Here is a 17,992-nt window from a genome sequence, read left to right as displayed (position 1 = left end):
GGGGCGGGGATCAACCCTGGCGAGCCTTGAATCTGGGATTGCTCTTGCAGATTACGAACAGCTTGCCGCGTCGACGAACGACCTGGCAATCCAGATGACGTGACTTGGCTGATTTCAGGGAGGCGAGTACCTTCATGACTTCTCTTTTCCTTTGTTGAAGAATTGGCCAAATCGCTGACCGAAGCGGGTGACTTGTCCTTCCTTGCCGACCTGCTTCTGCTTGCCGGTATAGAAGGGGTGGGAGGCACTGGAGACATCCAGCGTCACATAGGGATAGGTGTTGCCATCTTCCCATTGCTTGGTGCGATCGGTCTGCAAGGTGGATCCGATCAGGAAGTAGATGTTACTGGCCAGATCGTGAAACAGGACCTTGCGGTATTGAGGGTGAATGTCGGGGCGCATGATTGTCTTGTTTGTTATGTTATAACACACAATGATGATGCGACGGATGAGAACCAATATCAACCATTTTTTCTCCCGAGGTGGCCAGGCAGGATGGAACTCGCTCAGAAAAGGGAAGGAGGAGGGAATGCGGATGAGGTCATGACAGGGGAGAGCGATGGATTGTTGAGCGATGGAAGGGGAACGAGACGTTGAGCCTTTACTTTTGTTTTTTACTGTATAAAAATACAGTTAATCATAATGGAGACGTATCCTATGCGCCTGGAAATCATCATCGACAGAAAACATCAGATCCCCACTGCGACCATGGAGGCGCTGCGTCAGGAGTTGCTCAAGCAACTGGGCGAGCGATTCCCTGATCTACATGTGCGGGTCGCCCCGGGCAGCGCCATGGCCCTGACGGTCAGCCGCGCCAGCAAGGAGGACAGGGAACTGGCCGAGACCATGGTGCAGGAAGTATGGGAGAACGCCGAGAGCTGGATGCCGGAGGCGGAAGGCGCCGAGGCCTGATCAGGAACAGGTTGTCATTTTGCCTGTCATGGTAACAGGCTGGCTCTTACCCCGGTTTGAACGAAACGCAGCTCAAGGCTGCGTTTTGTGTTTGTGAGAAGGTGGCAGGGTGCTGGGCCAGCTAAGAGGGCTCAGAGCCCGGCCCAGCGTTTGAGGCTGCCACTTTGTACTCGCTGATTTGCCTCTGCGATGTCGCCATTGGCGCGAAGCGCCTTGAGGGCGATGGGCAGGGCTGTGCGCACCTCGTCGGCGGTCATGCCGGCATGGAGGGCGGGATGATAGGCGAGCTTGAGCAGCACATAGTCGAGCCCGGTGGGGAAGCTGTCGATGCTGTTGTCGTTGAAGATGGAGGGAAACACCTTGTCCGAGTCATTGGGCAGCCCCATCACCTGGGTGAGCTCCTCCACTACGCAATCCAGAAAACGGCCCTTGGCCCGGCTGTAGTCCACCGGGATGATGATGGTGGCACGGGTGATCTCATAGCGGCCGTTGGCCGCGAAATTGGCCAGGCAGATCCCCTCCTTGAGGGCAATGCCGACAGAGTCATCCTGGCGCATGGTGCGGCGGGCCCAGCCGGCCATCTGCTGGTGCCTGGTCATGATGAGGGTAAGATTGGGGTTGTCGCTGACGAGCAGTATGGGGTGGCCGGTGATCCTGGCCAGATGCTGGCTCTGCACCTTGACCACCTCGGCCTGCAGCGCCTTGTCGCCAAACTCGTTGATGAGCTTGAGGCGGATGGGGCCTTGCCAGCGGGAGAAGCGTACCTGGGCCTCATGACCATATTCCCACTTCATGGCGACTTCCATGAAGCTCTGGATCAGATAGTCGTCGCTCTGCCAGCGCTCGGTTGCCAGCAGGGAGCAGGGCAGCAGCATTGCGAGCCAGAGGGCCATCACCCGGCCTCGCGCGGCATGACGACAGCTATGCCCTGAACGAGTGTGCCCTGGGATCATCTTGCCTCCTTGCAACCGATGGCCTCAGCCCGAGGTGCGTTCGATGTCACGCCAGGTGAGCCATAGCCTGAGATCGAACTCCAGTTGATGATAGTCCGGTTCCATGTGCAGGCAGAGCTGGTAGAAGGCCTTGTTATGATCCTTCTCCCGCAAGTGGGCCAGCTCGTGCACCACTATCATCTTCAGGAAGGCGGGATGGGCCTCCTTGAACAGGGCGGCGATGCGGATCTCGTTCTTGGCCTTGAGCTTGTTGCCCTGTACCCGGCTGACATAGGTGTGCAGGCCGAGGGCATCCTTGATCACGTTGATCTTGCCATCGAAGATCACCTTGGAGAGCGGCGCCGAGCTTTTCAGGTAGCGGTTTTTCAGCTCCATGGTATAGGCCAGCAGCGCCTTGTCACTCTGGACGAGGTGGGTCTCAGGGTAGCGTTTGGCCAGCATCTCGCCGAGTTTCCCCGCCGCGATCAACTGCTGTACCTGGCTCTTGAGGGGGTCAGGATAGCCCCCCAGATAGGTCAGTTCCGCCATGATGTCTCCCCCTTCACACTAAAAAAGAGCGCCATTGTAATCATGATGGGTCCCCTTGAACACAGGTCTGCACGCCAATGAAAGGGGCCGTCGCTGTTGCCAGCGACGGCCCCGACTTTCGCAATCGGTCTCAGCGACGGCGATAGAGACCCGGATCCACCTCTTCATAACGGTCCGTCAGATATTGATAGAAGGCGAGGCTGGAGGGAGAGCTCGGCGTTTTCAGCTGCTCTGCCACCCGCTCCGGCTTGGCGATGATGAACTTGGGATCCTGCCGCCGGATGTCGGCCAGCACCCGCTCGCGCACGTCATAGGGCGGGTTGACGTTGGCGAAGAACAGATAGGCGGAGGCGGGCTGGCGATCGGTCCACAGATAGTATTGCGGCTGTATGCCGTCGACCCAGATCTTGTCGGTCGGCCCTGTCTCAGCCTTGATCCTGTCGACCCTGACCTGGGCCGGCGGATTGAACGGCTTGCCCTTGAGGTTGCCCTCCCAGGCGTTGTTGACCAGCAGCGCCAGCATGGCGAGCGACGCCAGCCAGGGGGTGGCGCTGCGCACATCCCAGGCGCGCCAGAGCGGCACCAGGATGAGCACCGGCAGGGCCCACAGCAGGCTGTTGCCGAGCACTTCGCGCACCCGCGGCAGCGACCACTCCTTGGTGCTCCAGCCGTAACCGAGTTGCTGGGCCAGCAGCCAGCTGGCGGTCAGCACCACCAGGGAGATGCAGAGCAGGCCCAGGGCATCGGACTGTTGCTCGCTGCGATCCAGCAGGCAGGCCAGAGGCAGCAGGCCAAGCTGCAGGTAGAGCACGTCGTAGTGATCGAACACGTGGCCTGAGACGGAGTTGGCGATCAGGGTAAAGAGCACGCCAAACAGGGTGGCGCAGAGGGCAGGCAGATACCACTCCTGGCGGCGACCCAGCATCAACACCATGAAGGCCGGCAGCAGCATGACGAGGCCGGTGCGCAGCAGGCCGACGGCCCCCACCTCCGGCGAGAAGCCGTTGCCGTAGCTCCCCTCGAAGAAGATGCCGAAGGCGTAGTATTGGAATTCGTCCAGCAAACCGTGGTGCTGGAAGTAGGCAAACAGCGGGCCGCCGACCAGGGCCAGTCCCAGCAGGCTGGAGCAGAGCAGGCCGAAGGCGCAGCGCCACTGTTCACGCAGACACCAGTGGCAGAACAGCACCAGATACCAGGCCCCCCAGAAGGCGCCGTTGTTGGTGCGCATCCAGGCCACGATGGCGAAGGTGAGGGCCGCCACCAGGGCCGGGCCCCAGCGAAACTGCTTGTCCAGCAGCAGGGTGATGAAGGCCCACTGGGCGATGAGGGCCAGGTGGAAGGTCCAGTCCTCGGTCATGTTGCCGTAGTAGTAGCGGGTGCTGTAGAGCGCAAGGATCGCCAGCATGCTGCCGAGGCGGGCCCGCAGGGAGAGCCCCAGCTGGGAGAAGGCCTGCCAGCTGGCGAGCAGACCAAGCCAGCAGAGTACCCACTCCAGCAGCCAGATCCCGAAGAAGCCGCCCAGGGAGTAGCCGAGGGCATCGAGGGCGAAGATCATGGGGCCCTTGATGTCGATCATGTCCCGGTAGAGCACGCCCCCCTCGCTCCACATCTTGCCCATCACAGCGAACAGGGAGGCATCAAAGCCGGGCGCCATGCCGTGGAACAGCGGGTTGCGCAAGCAAAACAGCAGCGCCATCAGGGCGGTGAGCAGGACAACCAGCGGCTTTAGCCCGGGGTTGTAGCGCTGAGGGGTAAAACGGATGGCGTGATTCATGGATGACCTGTTCCTGCGGGAAAGACGTAAAAGCGGGCCTATCTTGCCGAGGCCGGCAGTCCGATGCAATGGGCTGGGGTGATGTGTTTGAAATAATGTATAAAAGTAGCGTTTTCAGTGCCCGCAGTGGGCTAAATGATTAGCGGGAGCCGCTGTTGCCTGGTGTTGCCGAGGCCGGCAGTCCGCTGCAATGGGACTGGGGAGTGTGCTTGAAAAATGTAACAAGCGCCGCTCTCACGAAGAAAAGCGGCGCCTTGACAGGGGAGGGCCCGGCGAGGGGCCTCAGGCCATGGGACTGGCGCCCTGGTATTCCACCAGTTCCGGCAGGGGAGCCAGCTCGGGCAGATGGCGGGCCCAGCGGATAAAGGCATCGGCCAGGGTGATGCCGAGCTCCTGATTGTGCTGGGTCAAGGTGCGGGCCAGGGCCGTGTAGCCCTCCTTGCCGGAGGCGGTGTAGGCGCTGGAGACCCCCCGATAGATGGCATCCATCTCGACGTTCTGCCACTGACCTGGGCTCGCCTCCCATTCGAGGCGGGTGATCCGGCTCCCCCTGGGCTTGTCTGCCTGATAACGGAAGCGCATCCCGGCGGTATAGGGGAAGCTGCCGCTGCCATTGCCGACCACGCCGTTGTTGGTGGCGTTGTCGATGGCTCCCTCCAGCGCCTCCGCCAGCTCATGGCCGTGCACCCGGTAGAGGGTGAGTGGAATGGCAAAGGGCAGCAGCCGCCCGGCGATGTCCGCCTCGCTCAAGGGGCCGGGTTCGAGGGAGCAGCGCACGCCACCTGCGTTGTGCAGGGCGAAATCCACCTGGCCTACCTGCTCGCGGGCACCGGCCAGCATGGCGCTCGCCACCAGGGGGGCGACCTGACTGCCGGCGGGCAGGGCGGCATCGGGCAGGCGCTGATGGTGTAGTGGCCCGGCGAGGTGGGTCACGATGCGCCGGGTCATGGTCTCGAGTTCGGGCCGGTAGCGCCTGGCCAGATGCTGCTCGATCTCGGGGGCCGGCTCGCAGAAATGGAGCCCTGCCGGCGGGGGCGAGGCAAAGGGCCAGGGCTGCCAGGGCAGCCACTCCAGCTGGCCGCGGCTTTGGCAAACGCGCCCGCGCTCATCAAATTCCAGCTCGCACACCCCGAGGCACAGCGCGCTGTGGGCCGCATGCAGTATGGCGACCCCCTCGATCATCAAGGGGTAGTCCCCCTCGCTCATCAGCCCGAGCGGGGCCAGATCCCCCAGCTGGCTGTGGGTGTGGCCACCGACAATCAGGCTGAGTTCGGGGAAGCGGGTCGCCAGCTTCTTGTCCTGCTCCAGCCCAAGGTGGCTGAGCAATATGATGTGCTCTATCCCTTCGGCCTTGATCTCGCCAAGGGCGGCGCTGAGGGTCTCTTCGATGCCGTGGAAGCGGGTGTGGGGATCCGGGCTTGCGATGGCGGCCATCTGCGGCAAGGTGATGCCGAGCAGGGCGAAGGGGACGCCGTCGATGACGCGTCTGTGCCAGGGACGGCTGGCATCAAACAGCTGTGGCAAGCCGTGCAACCGCAGCGGGGCATCGGCTGGCTCCTGGCTGCTGTCGAGGTTGGCGGCCAGCACCGGATAGTCGAGCTGGCGCAGAAACTCCACCAGCGGGCCGTTGCCGAGATCGAATTCATGGTTGCCGATCACCATGGCATCCGGTCGCAGCAGGCCGAGCAGGTCGGCGTTGGCCCGCCCCTTGAAGCGGTTGAAATAGAGCGACCCCTGGAAGGTGTCACCCCCGTGCAGCAGCAGGCAGGTCTGGCCCGCAGCGGCAGCCTGCTGGCGCAGGGCGGTCAGCCGGGTCAGGATGCGGCCGTAGCCGCCACACTGGGTGCGCCACTCGGACTCACCCTCAGGGGAGAAGCGCATGGGGGCGCCATCGAAATGGGAATGGCAGTCACTGAAGTGGGCAAGTTGAACCGTAATACTCAAGGCTCGGTCCTCCTTAGGGAAAAAGAGCACCGAGTCTACTGCAAGGGGTGGGGGGGATGCCAGCCCGGCAGGCGCCGGGCTGGAAAAGAGTCAGACGGTACTCAGGCAGGGACCAGGATCTGGGTGGCGAGGATCACTACCAGCAGGCCGACCGCGACCGGCATAGAGGTGCGCTTGACCACCTCGAACGGGGATAGATTGCCCATGCCCGCACAGGCGACCACCACCCCGGAGACCGGCGAGATGGTGCGACCCAGGTTGGAGGCTTGCAGCATGGGGATGACCAGGTAGGCAGGATTGACGCCCAGACTGGTGGCCAGGTGCGGGATCAGCTCCACGAAGGCATAGAAGGGGGCATTGCCCGAGCCGGTGGTAAAGGCGGCCAAGGTGGTGATGACAACCAGCACCAGCATGATGACGATGCCGCCGGTGCCAAAGCTCTGGGCCAGATCCAGGAGGTTGGCGATGAAACCGAGCCCCATCAGCCCCTGGGCGAAGACCCCGGCGCCCACCAAGAGCATGACCACGCCGGCGAAGGCGTCAGCCATGCTGCGCCAGCACACCTGCAGACCGTCCAGCAGCTCGCGGCCGTTGCGCTTGCGCATCAGCTCCAGCAGGGCGGCCAGCACCAGGCAGATGACGATGATGGTGACGATGTCGAGCTTGGGGCCCAGTTTGCCGTCAAACAGCAGCACGCCGATGATGGGGGTGAACGGCAGTATGGCGTAGAAGCCGGGGGCATCGGTGATGAGATCACTCGGTGCGACCGCCTCATTGTGTTCCCCGGACTTCCTGTCCAGATAGCGCTGCCAGAAGAAGTGGGTCACCGCCATGGCGGCGATGGCCGTCAGGGAGATGGGCAGGGTCAGCTTGAAGGCAAACTCGATGAGCTCCATGTTGGCGGCCTGGGCGGCCATCACCACGTCCCCCGAGGTGGGGGAGAGAATGATGGCAGCCGGGGAGGCACACACCGCGGCCGCGGCGCCACGGGAGATCCCCATGTTGACCATCAACGGGAACAGGGTCGCCATCAGCAGCACGCCGAGGCCGGTGGCGGAGCTCACCGCCAGCGACATGGCGCAGGCCACCAGGTAGGCGGCTACCAGCAGTATGTAGGGGGACTTGATGATGCCAAGGGGCTTGCTGGCCAGCTTCACCAAGATGGTGTTGGCGCCTATGTGGCTCATGTAGCCGGCAAAGCCGCACAGCACCATGATCAGCATGCCGAGGCCGCCCCCCCTGTCTACCAGCAGGAAGCGCACGTACTCGAACACGTCTGTGGCCACGTGGCCGGTGGAGGCGACGCTGGCGGGTAGTACCGCCTTGCCCATCAGGGCGGTGATCGCCAGCAGCAAGAGGCCGCCGCTGAGCAGCACCCCGGTCGCCGAATAGCCCTTGAAGATGTAGCGACCCACGGCCAGGGTGACCAGGGTGCCAATAAGGAGTTCCATCATAAATAGGTTCCTGAGTATGAAGTGACGTCGGGCAGATAACGGGATAACCAGAGGGTTGAACTGGTCAACTCACTATGTGCCAACAAAAACGCCAGAATTATTACCTCATAAGGAGTAATTCACCATGGGGATGGTGGCTGGCTGTGATCTCCCTTGCAAATCCCCATCCGCCCAGGGGGAGATCCTACCCTGTGCCACCCCCGGCACCGAGAGCAGGTGACAGCGCCCCTGATCGCGGTTAATCTCCACACTGACTATTAATTCATTGATTATTAATTGAAATTACGCCGGGACTCACAAGGAGCAAGGCAGCACGACGATGGGACTCTTCAGCAAGACAGGGGCGGTGGCGGCCCTCATATATGCCGCCTCAATCGGAGCAGCACCCTCCCATTATGCAAGTATTCGGGTGGCGCCTGATATCAAGGTCGATTTCCAGTTCTATCGGGTATCAGGGGCCGATGTGGCTGCCGTGATGCGCCAGATCACCGCCTTGTCGCCTACTCAGGCGGACGGCCATATCGGCAGGGCCAGCTATCAGCTCTCCTGGCAGTTGCAGACCAGGGCGACCCCGGCGCGCTGCGAACTGGATCAGGCTCAGGTGACGGCCCGCATCCAGGTCAGGGTGCCGAACTGGATGGACAAGGCCAAAGCCTCCGCGGCGGAGCGGCAGAAGTGGGACAAGCTGGTGGCGGCCATGTTTGACTACGAGAGCCGCCACAAGGACATATTGCTCGAAAGCGTCAGCCAGCTCGGCATCCGGCTCGCCCAGTTGCCTGTCGCCCAGGATTGCGCCGTCTTGCAGCATCAGGGCTGGCAGCAGGGGCAGGCGGTGCTGGAGGCGACCCGGGATCGATTCGCCACCCTGGCGCAGCAGACCGATCGGGGGCGCAAGCTCGGGGTCAGCTGGCCAGAGGGCAGCTGACCGTCATCGCCAATAAAAAAACGGGCTTCCCTTGTGGAAGCCCGTTTTGTTTGAGGTCCAACCTGGGTTGGGATCAGGACGCCGGATCGCGCAGCGGCTTGCCCTTGCGCAGCCTGCGCACCCAGTAGCGAGCCGGATGCAGCGCCTCCAGCAGATCGGCAGCCAGCGGCAGCGGATCACCGCAGATCTCGCTCGCGACCAGCTCACCGCAGAGGGGCGCCGAGCACAGACCCCGGGAGCCGAGGGCGCCCAGCACATAGAGACCGGCGTGCAGGGGCAGCGTGCTCTGCTGATCAGCTGGGGCTTTAGGGTCTTGATCCGCCAGGCTTGCCAATCTGGCGACGGGGCCTGCCACCGGCAGGTGATCCCGGCTGGCGCAGCGAACGCCCACCCGCGCCTCGTTGCCGCTCACGCCCACCTCGGCAGGCCAGCTTTGATCCGGCAGGCAGGCTTGCAGCCGTGCCTGGTTCTGAGCCTGCTCCTCGGCACTGAATGCGAGGGTACTCTGGTTGCGGCCATAGCTGGCCCCGATGCAGTGCGCTCCGTCGTGGGCCGGGGTGAGGTAGCCGTCGTAGCAGAGCACAGTCCTGAGCTGGCTTAACCACGCCGTGGTCGGCACATGGCTCACCTGACCGCGCACCGGGTAGAGCGGCAGCTCCGCGAAGGGGAGCAGGGCGGGCAGCCGGTGACCGGCTGCCACCACCAGGTTGGGGGCCTGCCACAGGTGGCCATCCTGGCTCTCCACCTGCCAGCCGTCCGCCAGCTCGCTGATACTGCTCACCGGTGTGTGGTACTCAAGTCGCAGCAGACCGCTGGCTTGCGCTTCTTTCAGGGCGGCGCGGGTGAGATCCGCCGGGCAGAGCCAGCCCCCCAGGGGGTAGCTGACGCCACCGTGGCCGCAGGGCAGGCCGACCACCTGCTCAACTTCCGAGGCAGAGAGTGGGTGCATCAGCTCGGGGGGGAAGGGGCCCTGACCCATCTTGGCGAGCTTGGCGGCGGACTTGTCGTCGTAGCCAAGCTGGGTGACGCCGCACAGGGAGAAGGCCACGGGATGGCGCGCGGCTAGGGCCAGCAGCCGCTGGCGGGCATAGCCGAAGGCCAGGGAATAGAAGCGCGACAGGGCGTCATGCTCCCCGTTGAGCAGGGGATAGAGCGCCCCCTGCCGGTTGCCGGAGGCGCCGGTGGCAGGCTCGCCATCTTCACACAGCAGGGTCACCTTGCGACCTCGCTCCACCAGAGAGAGCGCCGTCATGGCCGAGGCGATGCCGCCGCCGATGATCAGCACCTCGCCGTCCCGGCCGGCGGGGCGGGCATACCAGGGAGAGATGCTCTGCTCGGGCACTTTGCCCTCCCGCATCCCTGCCAGCATCTCCCGCTTGCTGCCGTGCCCCTTCACCTTCTTCATGGCAAAGCCGGCGTCAATCAGACCGCGGCGCACGAAACCGGCGCAGGTAAAGGTCGAGAGGGTCGCGCTGGGGCGAGCGAGGCGAGCGAGGCCATCGAACAGCGCTTGTGTCCACATCTCGGGATTCTTGGCAGGCGAGAAGCCATCGAGATACCAGGCATCAACCAGACCCTGGGGGTCGTGAGGCACCTGGGGCAGCATCTCCTTGATGTCGCCAAGCCAGAGATCAAGGCGGATGCGGCCGCCGGCAAAAATGAGGCGATGGCAGCCGGAGACCGGCAGCGGCCATTGCTCGATGAGAGGCTGGCTAAGGTGCGCGAGCTCGGGCCAGGCCGCCAGGGCCTTGCAGAGATCGGCCTGGGCCAGGGGGTATTTCTCGAAGCTGATGAAGTGCAGGTGCGAGCCGTTGCCGGATTGGGGGGCCTGTTCCAGGAAGGCGGCCATTGTCGCCAGAAAGTTAAGACCTGTGCCGAAACCTGTTTCGCCAATCACGAAACTGTCACTATCGTGGTGCGAAAATCGTGCCGGTAGGTGATTTTGCAATAAAAAGACGTAGCGGGTTTCACTTAGACCGTTATCATTGGAAAAGTACACATCCCCGAACTCACTGGAGACTGGAGTTCCCGCTTCATTCCAGTCCAATCGGGCATGATGTAAGGATGTTTGACTCACGTTTTCCTCTGCTCGCGTCATAAATTCGCGGGCATTCTACGTGAAAGCAGACCAGTTTGGCAGCCGAAAGCGGGTAGACTCGGTGCCAGTTTTTCCAGACGAGATGAATTAATGAGAAGAGCAGTGATCACCGGTATCGGCGTCATCTCCAGTATCGGCAACAACAAGGAAGAGGTGCTGGCCTCCCTGAAAGCAGGCAAATCCGGCATCACCTATTCCGAGCAGTTTGAACAGTACAATCTGCGCAGCCGTGTCTGGGGTAACATCAAACTCGATCCGTCTGAACTGATCGACCGTAAAGTCATGCGTTTCATGGGTGACGCCGCGGCCTATGCGTACCTCTCCATGCAGCAGGCTATCGCTGACGCGGGTCTGCCAGAGGATCAGGTCTCCAACGAGCGTACCGGGATAGTGGTCGGCTCCGGCGGCGCCTCCGGCAAGAACACCTCGGAGTCTGCGGACATCGCCCGTGAGAAAGGGGTCAAGCGTGTGGGTCCCTACATGGTGCCGCGTACCATGTCCTCCACCACCTCTGCCTGCCTGGCCACCCCGTTCAAGATCAAGGGTGTCAACTACACCATCAGCTCCGCCTGCGCCACCTCTGCCCACTGCATCGGTCACGCACTGGAACTGATCCAGCTTGGCAAGCAGGACATCGTCTTCGCCGGCGGCGGCGAGGAGCTGGACTGGTCTTCCACCATCCAGTTCGATGCCATGGGCGCCCTCTCCAACAAGTACAACGACACCCCGGAAAAGGCGTCCCGTACCTATGATGCGGACCGCGATGGTTTCGTCATCTCCGGCGGCGGCGGCATCCTGGTGGTCGAAGAGCTGGAACATGCCTTGGCCCGCGGTGCCCACATCTACGCCGAAATCACCGGTTACGGTGCTACCTCCGACGGCTACGACATGGTTGCCCCGAGCGGTGAAGGTGCGGTGCGTTGCATGAAGATGGCGATGCAGGACGTCGGCTCTGTGGATTACATCAACACCCACGGCACTTCGACTCCGGTCGGTGATACCAAGGAGCTGGAAGCCATCCAGACCCTGTTTGGCAGCAATGCGCCCAAGCTCTCCGCCACCAAGGCGATGACGGGCCATGCCCTTGGCGCCGCCGGTGTGCACGAGGCCGTCTACTCCCTGCTGATGATGGAACACGGCTTCATTGCCCCCAGCATCAACATCGAGAACCTGGACGAGAAGGCCGTGGGTCTGCCCATCGTACGCGAGTACGAAACGGCCGATCTCAATACCGTCATGTCCAACAGCTTCGGCTTTGGCGGTACCAACGCTTCCCTGGTGTTCAGCAAGTTCAAGGCTTGATGAACCGATGAAGTGAAAAAAAGGCGCCGCAAGGCGCCTTTTTATTGGGCTTTAACTGGGCCTCAGGCCGGTTCGGCCAGGGGCAGGCGCATATAGACGGCGTCCTCGCCGTACTCCTCCAGGGACTTGGGGGTCTTGGCTGGCACGAAGCCCTGCTTGCGCCAGAAGGCGGGGGCGTCCTGCACCGCCACTAGTCCGGCATGTCGATACCCTTCTCGGCTCGCGAAATCGAGCGCCGTGGCCAGCAGTTGCAGCCCGACGCCCAGACCTCGGGCCTCGCCACTGACCGCGAGATCGTGCAGATAGAACTCTTCATGACCGGCCAGCGCCTTCATCGGCACCGAGAGGGGTGGGGGCTGGTGGGCACGCCAGGGGTGGCAGAGCAGGTAACCGAGCACCCGGCCCTGACGCTCGGCGACCCAGCAACAGGCGGGGGCGAGTTGTGCCTTGTTGCTCATCACCTCGAGGGGCTCGGGCTCCAGCTGGTGGTAGCACTCGCTCTGAATGGTCATGATGGCGGGCCAGTCGAGGGGCCGTATGGTTCTTATCTTGATCATCGTACTGGAGGGCGCGTGCCCCTGGTCAACCCTTGAAAGAAGGTGGTCAGCATAACCCAGGGGGCGTGCAAATTGAACCGCAGCCCCTCGTGGCTCAGCGAGCGGCCTCTTTGCTCACCACCTTGATCAGCTGATAGCGCACCGAGGAGGCGTCTGCCGGCACGTCGGTGAGCTGTTCGGTACGCACTTCCAGTTGATAGCGGAAACCAGGCTCAAAGGTGAAACCTTCGATCTGCTGGTAGAAGAGGGTCCAGCTCTCGCCAGGCTGGCTGCGCACCTGCATGCACTTCATGGGGGCGACACCGACGCAGTCGGCCAGCTTGTCCTGGATATACAGGGTCTCTGTGGCCGGGGTGCTCTGGCAGGCGCTGAGCAACAAGGCGGAGCAGAGGAGCAGGGGAGCTTTCATGATGGGTGTCCTTGGCGTAAAAGGGCGCGATTAGACCCTCAAATGAAAAGGCGGTCAATGACCGCCTTTGTAACAAACCATGACAACTCGCCGGATCAGCGCTGATCGAGGGGAGTGAAATCCCGTTGGGCCAGGCCGGTATAGAGCTGACGCGGACGGCCGATCTTCTGGTCCGGATCCGAGTGCATTTCGTTCCAGTGGGCAATCCAGCCGATGGTGCGGGAGATGGCGAAGATCACGGTGAACATGGACATGGGGATGCCGATGGCCTTCATGATGATGCCGGAGTAGAAGTCCACGTTCGGGTAGAGCTTCTTCTCGATGAAGTAGGGGTCGGAGAGCGCGATGCGCTCCAGTTCCATGGCCACGTCCAGCAGCGGATCCTTGATCTGCAGCTCGGTCAGTACCTCGTGACAGGTTTCGCGCATCACGGTGGCACGGGGGTCGTGGTTCTTGTAGACCCGGTGGCCGAAGCCCATCAGACGGAAGGGATCGTTCTTGTCCTTGGCCTTGGCGATGTACTCGGGAATGCGGTCAACCGAACCGATCTCCTCGAGCATCTTGAGGCAGGCTTCGTTGGCGCCGCCGTGGGCCGGACCCCACAGGGAGGCGATCCCCGCAGCGATACAGGCGAACGGGTTGGCGCCGGAGGAGCCGGCCAGACGCACGGTGGAGGTGGAGGCGTTCTGCTCGTGATCCGCATGCAGGGTGAAGATGCGATCCATGGCGCGCTCGACGATGGGGTTGACCTTGTACTCTTCGGTCGGCACGCCAAACATCATGTGCAGGAAGTTGCCGGCATAGGAGAGGGCGTTGCGCGGCTGCATGAAGGGCTGGCCGATGGAGTACTTGTAACACATGGCGGCCAGGGTCGGCATCTTGGAGAGCAGACGGAAGGCGCAGATCTCGCGATGCTCTTCGTTGTTGATGTCGAGGGCATCGTGATAGAAGGCGGACAGGGCGCTGACCACACCGCACATGATCGCCATGGGGTGGGAGTCACGGCGGAAGCCGCGGAAGAAGAAGGCGATCTGCTCGTGCACCATGGTGTGGCGGGTGACCAGGCGTTCAAATTCCGCGTATTGCGTCTTGGTGGGCGCCTCGCCGTACAGCAGGATGTAACAGACTTCCAGGTAACTGGCCTGGGTGGCCAACTGGGCGATGGGATAACCACGGTGCAGCAAGACACCCTGATCTCCGTCAATATAGGTAATGGATGATTTGCAAGCACCGGTGGCCATAAAGCCGGGGTCGAAGGTGAAGTACCCTTGCGCGCCCAGTTTTCTGACATCGATTACATCGGGTCCAACAGTACCGGACAGGATCGGTAGTTCTACCGGCTCTTTTCCGGGCAGATGTAGGGTGGCTATCTTATCAGCCATAGCACGTCTCCTTTGCTCTTTTATAATTTGGTTCCAGTCCTACTTTATTACGACTTTCATGACGCTGGCAAAGGTTCTTACCCGTACCACGGCGGCTGGAGCGCCTTATTTGAACCAGAGAACCACCTTCTTGTCAATTTTCCTGAATGATCATTAATGACTTGTTAAACCGGTTGTGAGATCTGGTTTACGGTTTTGGGTTTTCTATGTAGCTAATTGATTGTCATTGGTTAAGGCCGCCGATATACTGCGCCTCGTGGGTGATGGCCGTCGGTGTTTGAAACGCTTTCGCAAAGCCAGATGTGATATCTAAAATGTTATTTTTGGCTTTTCCGAGTTGTTTTGGTAACAAAAACCTAACAAATGCCACTCCTAGCCCTCAAAGCGTGTGAAAACAATAACTAACGTGCTCAATGGAGCTGAGTGGGCAAAGCCGTGAAAAATAAACAGAGACCTGTAAACCTCGACCTGCAAACGATCAGCTTTCCTGTCACCGCCATCGCTTCCATCTTGCACCGTGTCTCAGGGGTCATCACCTTTGTGGCGCTGGCCATCTTGCTGTGGATGCTTGGTACTTCACTCTCCTCTCCCGAAGGATTTGAAACCGTCGTTGCCATCATGGACAACTTCCTGGTCAAGTTCGTGTTGTGGGGGATCCTGACTGCGCTGGCATACCACATAGTGGGCGGCCTGCGTCACCTGGTCATGGACATGGGGCATTGGGAAGAGCTGGATTCCGCGAATCAGAGTGCCCGGGTGGGCTTCGTGATCACCGGGATTCTGGCGGTATTGGCGGGGGTACTGGTATGGTAACCAATTCTGCAACTTTCGGGCGCAGCGGTGTTCATGATTACATCCTGATCCGCGCCACCGCCCTCATCATGACGGCTTACGTCCTTTATCTGGTGGGCTTTGTCGCCTTCAACGACATTACCTACGAGGTGTGGACCGGCTTCTTCGCCACAACCTTCACCAAGGTCTTCACCCTGCTGACGCTCCTGTGCGTCCTGATCCACGCCTGGATCGGTCTGTGGCAGGTGCTGACCGACTATATCAAGCCAGTCGGGCTGCGCGGTGCGCTGCAGTTTGCGCTGGTGGTGGTGCTGTTCGTCTATCTGATGACGGGTTTCGTCGTGCTGTGGGGTGTGTAAGGTGACTATTCCAACTCGTGAATTTGATGCGGTCGTGATCGGTGCCGGTGGTGCCGGCATGCGCGCCGCGCTGCAGATTGCCCAGTCCGGCAAGAGCTGCGCACTGCTTTCCAAGGTTTTCCCGACTCGTTCCCACACGGTTTCCGCCCAGGGAGGGATCACGGTCGCCCTGGGCAATGCCCATGACGACAACTGGCAGTGGCACATGTATGACACCGTCAAGGGCTCCGATTACATCGGTGACCAGGAAGCGATTGAATACATGTGCAAGACCGGCCCCGAGGCCATCTACGAGCTAGAGAACATGGGCTTGCCCTTCTCCCGTTTCGACAACGGCTCTGTCTATCAGCGCCCCTTCGGCGGTCAGTCCAAGAATTTTGGCGGCGAGCAGGCGGCCCGTACCGCAGCGGCTGCCGACCGGACAGGTCACGCCCTGCTGCATACCCTGTATCAGCAGAACGTCAAGAACAAGACCACCGTCTTCTCCGAGTGGTATGCCCTGGATCTGGTGAAGAACCAGGACGGCCACATTGTCGGCTGTACGGCCATCGACATGGAGAGCGGCGAAGTCGTCTACTTCAAGGCCAAGGCCACAGTGCTTGCCACTGGCGGCGCCGGTCGCATCTACCAGTCCACCACCAACGCCCACATCAACACGGGTGACGGCGTTGGCATGGCACTGCGTGCCGGAGTCGGCGTGCAGGACATGGAATTCTGGCAGTTCCACCCCACCGGCATCGCCGGGGCAGGGGTACTGGTGACCGAGGGTTGCCGTGGTGAAGGCGGCTATCTGCTCAACAAAGATGGCGAGCGCTTCATGGAGCGTTACGCGCCCAACGCCAAGGATCTCGCCGGTCGCGACGTGGTGGCCCGCTCCATCATGATCGAGATCCGCGAAGGTCGTGGCTGTGACGGTCCCTGGGGCCCGCACATCAAGCTCAAGCTGGATCACCTCGGCAAAGAGGTGCTGGAATCCCGTCTGCCGGGCATCTGCGAGCTCTCTCGCACCTTCGCCCACGTGGATCCGGTCAAGGAACCCATCCCCATCATCCCGACCTGCCATTACATGATGGGCGGCGTGCCGACCAGCGTGAACGGCCAGTGTCTGACCCAGGATAAAGACGGCAACGACGTCCCCGTGGTCGGCCTGTTCGCGGTGGGGGAAATCGCCTGCGTGTCCGTGCACGGTGCCAACCGCCTCGGCGGCAACTCCTTGCTGGATCTGGTGGTGTTTGGTCGTGCCGCCGGCATGCACCTGGTGGAGACCCTGGGTGAGATGGATCATGGTCGCGAGGCGTCTGAATCCGACATCGCCGCGGCGCTGGCCCGCTTCAATCGCTGGGAGAACAACCGCGATGGCGAGGATCCCGCCGAGATCCGCCGTGACCTGCAGCGCTGCATGCAGAACAACTTCTCCGTGTTCCGTGAAGGGGACGCCATGGCAGAAGGGCTGGCCGAGCTGAAACTCATCCGCGAGCGCCTCAAAAATGCCCGTCTGGACGACACCTCCAAGGAGTTCAACACCCAGCGCATCGAGTGTCTGGAGCTGGACAACCTGATGGAGACGGCGTTTGCCACCGCGGTTGCCGCCAACTTCCGTACCGAGAGCCGGGGTGCCCACAGCCGCTTCGACTTCCCGGAGCGTGACGACGAGAGCTGGCTGTGTCACAGCCTCTATCATCCGGACACCGAGTCCATGACCCGTCGTGCTGTCAACATGTCACCCAAGACCCGTGAGGCGTTCCCGCCCAAGGTCCGGACTTACTGATTGTGGAGCCAAGCACAATGAACGTCACATTCTCTGTCTACAGATACAATCCGGACGTTGATAACGTCCCGCATATGAAGGAATATCGTCTTGATATTCCTGAAGGTTCCGACATGATGGTGCTCGATGCACTGATCCAGCTGAAAGAGCTGGATCCCACGCTCTCCTTCCGCCGCTCCTGCCGCGAAGGGGTCTGTGGATCAGACGGTCTCAACATGAATGGCAAGAACGGTCTTGCCTGCATCACCCCGCTCTCCGATCTGCTGAAGAAGGGCAACAAGGTCGTCATCCGACCCCTGCCCGGTCTGCCAGTGATCCGCGATCTGGTGATCGACATGACCCAGTTCTACACCCAGTGGGAGAAGGTCAAGCCCTTCCTCATCAACGATGAGAAACTGCCGCCCGTGCGTGAGCACCTGCAATCCCCCGAAGAGCGCGCCAAGCTGGATGGCCTGTACGAGTGTATTCTCTGTGCCTGCTGCTCCACCTCTTGCCCCTCCTTCTGGTGGAACCCGGACAAGTTCATCGGCCCGGCCGGGCTGCTCGCCGCCTACCGCTGGTTGGCAGACAGCCGCGACACCGCCGCCACCGAACGACTGGGCAACCTGGATGACGCCTTTAGCGTGTTCCGCTGCCACGGCATCATGAACTGCGTGAACGTCTGTCCCAAGGGCTTGAACCCGACCAAGGCCATCGGTCAGATCAAGTCGATGTTGCTCAACCGGGCTGTGTAATACCAGGGCCAGGGCGCCTTGCGCCGGGCCCGACCTCTGGATAGCCATCCCGTCCCGGGATGGCTATGACCCTACAAGCTGCGCTGCAGTGAACAAGATGT

At 61.5% G+C, this 17,992-nt stretch carries 18 protein-coding genes; 7 read left to right on the top strand and 11 right to left on the bottom strand.

Annotated features, from left to right (window positions below; genetic code table 11):
• Positions 1–10: 10 nt before the first annotated feature.
• The gene (gene ykgO / locus PG898_RS05690) at positions 11–136 is read right to left on the bottom strand and encodes a type B 50S ribosomal protein L36 (protein ID WP_270824456.1); all 126 of its coding nucleotides are present in this window, start codon (positions 134–136) and stop codon (positions 11–13) included.
• Positions 133–402 (bottom strand): type B 50S ribosomal protein L31, encoded by a 270-nt coding sequence (locus tag PG898_RS05685; protein WP_270824455.1) that lies wholly within the window; start codon positions 400–402, stop codon positions 133–135. The genes ykgO and PG898_RS05685 overlap by 4 nt, the downstream gene beginning before the upstream one ends.
• 255 nt (positions 403–657) lie before the next feature.
• Between PG898_RS05685 and PG898_RS05680 the strand changes: the two genes are divergently transcribed.
• Positions 658–912: a DinI family protein gene (locus tag PG898_RS05680; protein ID WP_025326722.1), complete on the top strand. Its 255-nt coding sequence runs from the start codon at positions 658–660 to the stop codon at positions 910–912.
• Positions 913–1,043: 131 nt separating this feature from the next.
• Here the strand turns inward: PG898_RS05680 and PG898_RS05675 are convergent, their stop codons facing one another.
• The 5 genes from PG898_RS05675 to dcuC all read right to left on the bottom strand — a co-directional run bounded on the left by PG898_RS05675 (position 1,044) and on the right by dcuC (position 7,565).
• A complete protein-coding gene (locus tag PG898_RS05675) occupies positions 1,044–1,805 on the bottom strand; it encodes a DUF2927 domain-containing protein (protein ID WP_270824454.1) in 762 nt (253 codons plus the stop codon).
• An 84-nt stretch (positions 1,806–1,889) separates the two neighbouring features.
• Positions 1,890–2,393: a M48 family metallopeptidase gene (locus tag PG898_RS05670; RefSeq protein ID WP_043132136.1), complete on the bottom strand. Its 504-nt coding sequence runs from the start codon at positions 2,391–2,393 to the stop codon at positions 1,890–1,892.
• A 130-nt stretch (positions 2,394–2,523) separates the two neighbouring features.
• A complete protein-coding gene (locus PG898_RS05665; RefSeq protein WP_043132134.1) occupies positions 2,524–4,167 on the bottom strand; it encodes a hypothetical protein in 1,644 nt (547 codons plus the stop codon).
• A 282-nt stretch (positions 4,168–4,449) separates the two neighbouring features.
• On the bottom strand, positions 4,450–6,111 hold the full coding sequence (locus PG898_RS05660; RefSeq protein WP_270824453.1) for a bifunctional metallophosphatase/5'-nucleotidase: 1,662 nt from the start codon (positions 6,109–6,111) through the stop codon (positions 4,450–4,452).
• A gap of 101 nt (positions 6,112–6,212) precedes the next feature.
• Positions 6,213–7,565, bottom strand: coding sequence for an anaerobic C4-dicarboxylate transporter DcuC (dcuC, locus tag PG898_RS05655; RefSeq protein WP_043132130.1), 1,353 nt, complete (start codon positions 7,563–7,565; stop codon positions 6,213–6,215).
• A gap of 319 nt (positions 7,566–7,884) precedes the next feature.
• Here dcuC and PG898_RS05650 point away from each other — a divergent pair, with 319 nt between their 5' ends.
• Positions 7,885–8,490, top strand: a complete 606-nt coding sequence (locus PG898_RS05650; RefSeq protein WP_043132128.1) for a DUF922 domain-containing protein — start codon at positions 7,885–7,887, stop codon at positions 8,488–8,490.
• Between the two features lie 73 nt (positions 8,491–8,563).
• On the opposite strand, the gene mnmC is transcribed toward PG898_RS05650, so the two are convergent.
• Positions 8,564–10,588, bottom strand: coding sequence for a bifunctional tRNA (5-methylaminomethyl-2-thiouridine)(34)-methyltransferase MnmD/FAD-dependent 5-carboxymethylaminomethyl-2-thiouridine(34) oxidoreductase MnmC (gene mnmC / locus PG898_RS05645; protein WP_161787516.1), 2,025 nt, complete (start codon positions 10,586–10,588; stop codon positions 8,564–8,566).
• Positions 10,589–10,678: 90 nt separating this feature from the next.
• Between mnmC and fabB the strand changes: the two genes are divergently transcribed.
• On the top strand, positions 10,679–11,890 hold the full coding sequence (gene fabB / locus PG898_RS05640; RefSeq protein WP_043132124.1) for a beta-ketoacyl-ACP synthase I: 1,212 nt from the start codon (positions 10,679–10,681) through the stop codon (positions 11,888–11,890).
• A gap of 62 nt (positions 11,891–11,952) precedes the next feature.
• Here fabB and PG898_RS05635 read toward each other — a convergent pair whose 3' ends face one another.
• The 3 genes from PG898_RS05635 to PG898_RS05625 form a co-directional block, all read right to left on the bottom strand.
• Positions 11,953–12,447, bottom strand: coding sequence for a GNAT family N-acetyltransferase (locus tag PG898_RS05635; protein ID WP_043132122.1), 495 nt, complete (start codon positions 12,445–12,447; stop codon positions 11,953–11,955).
• A 94-nt stretch (positions 12,448–12,541) separates the two neighbouring features.
• Positions 12,542–12,856: a DUF4377 domain-containing protein gene (locus tag PG898_RS05630; protein ID WP_005326919.1), complete on the bottom strand. Its 315-nt coding sequence runs from the start codon at positions 12,854–12,856 to the stop codon at positions 12,542–12,544.
• Between the two features lie 95 nt (positions 12,857–12,951).
• Positions 12,952–14,238, bottom strand: coding sequence for a citrate synthase (locus PG898_RS05625; protein ID WP_041205909.1), 1,287 nt, complete (start codon positions 14,236–14,238; stop codon positions 12,952–12,954).
• Between the two features lie 423 nt (positions 14,239–14,661).
• Between PG898_RS05625 and sdhC the strand changes: the two genes are divergently transcribed.
• Genes sdhC through PG898_RS05605 form a run of 4 tightly spaced genes read left to right on the top strand, consistent with a single transcriptional unit; the run spans position 14,662 to position 17,891 of the window.
• Positions 14,662–15,051 (top strand): succinate dehydrogenase cytochrome b556 subunit, encoded by a 390-nt coding sequence (sdhC, locus tag PG898_RS05620; RefSeq protein ID WP_025326734.1) that lies wholly within the window; start codon positions 14,662–14,664, stop codon positions 15,049–15,051.
• The gene (gene sdhD, locus PG898_RS05615; protein WP_005326929.1) at positions 15,045–15,389 is read left to right on the top strand and encodes a succinate dehydrogenase, hydrophobic membrane anchor protein; all 345 of its coding nucleotides are present in this window, start codon (positions 15,045–15,047) and stop codon (positions 15,387–15,389) included. Before sdhC ends, sdhD begins: the two co-directional genes overlap by 7 nt.
• A gap of 1 nt (position 15,390) precedes the next feature.
• Positions 15,391–17,157 (top strand): succinate dehydrogenase flavoprotein subunit, encoded by a 1,767-nt coding sequence (gene sdhA / locus PG898_RS05610; protein WP_025326735.1) that lies wholly within the window; start codon positions 15,391–15,393, stop codon positions 17,155–17,157.
• A gap of 17 nt (positions 17,158–17,174) precedes the next feature.
• Complete coding sequence (locus PG898_RS05605) at positions 17,175–17,891, top strand: succinate dehydrogenase iron-sulfur subunit (protein WP_025326736.1); 717 nt, start codon at positions 17,175–17,177, stop codon at positions 17,889–17,891.
• The last annotated feature ends 101 nt before the right edge of the window (positions 17,892–17,992 follow it).

Origin of the sequence: Aeromonas sp. QDB31, from assembly GCF_027707605.1 — a bacterium.
Taxonomy (GTDB): domain Bacteria; phylum Pseudomonadota; class Gammaproteobacteria; order Enterobacterales; family Aeromonadaceae; genus Aeromonas; species Aeromonas media.
The sequence above is the reverse complement of the archived record's forward strand: the minus strand, read 5'-3'. Positions and strand labels throughout refer to the sequence as shown.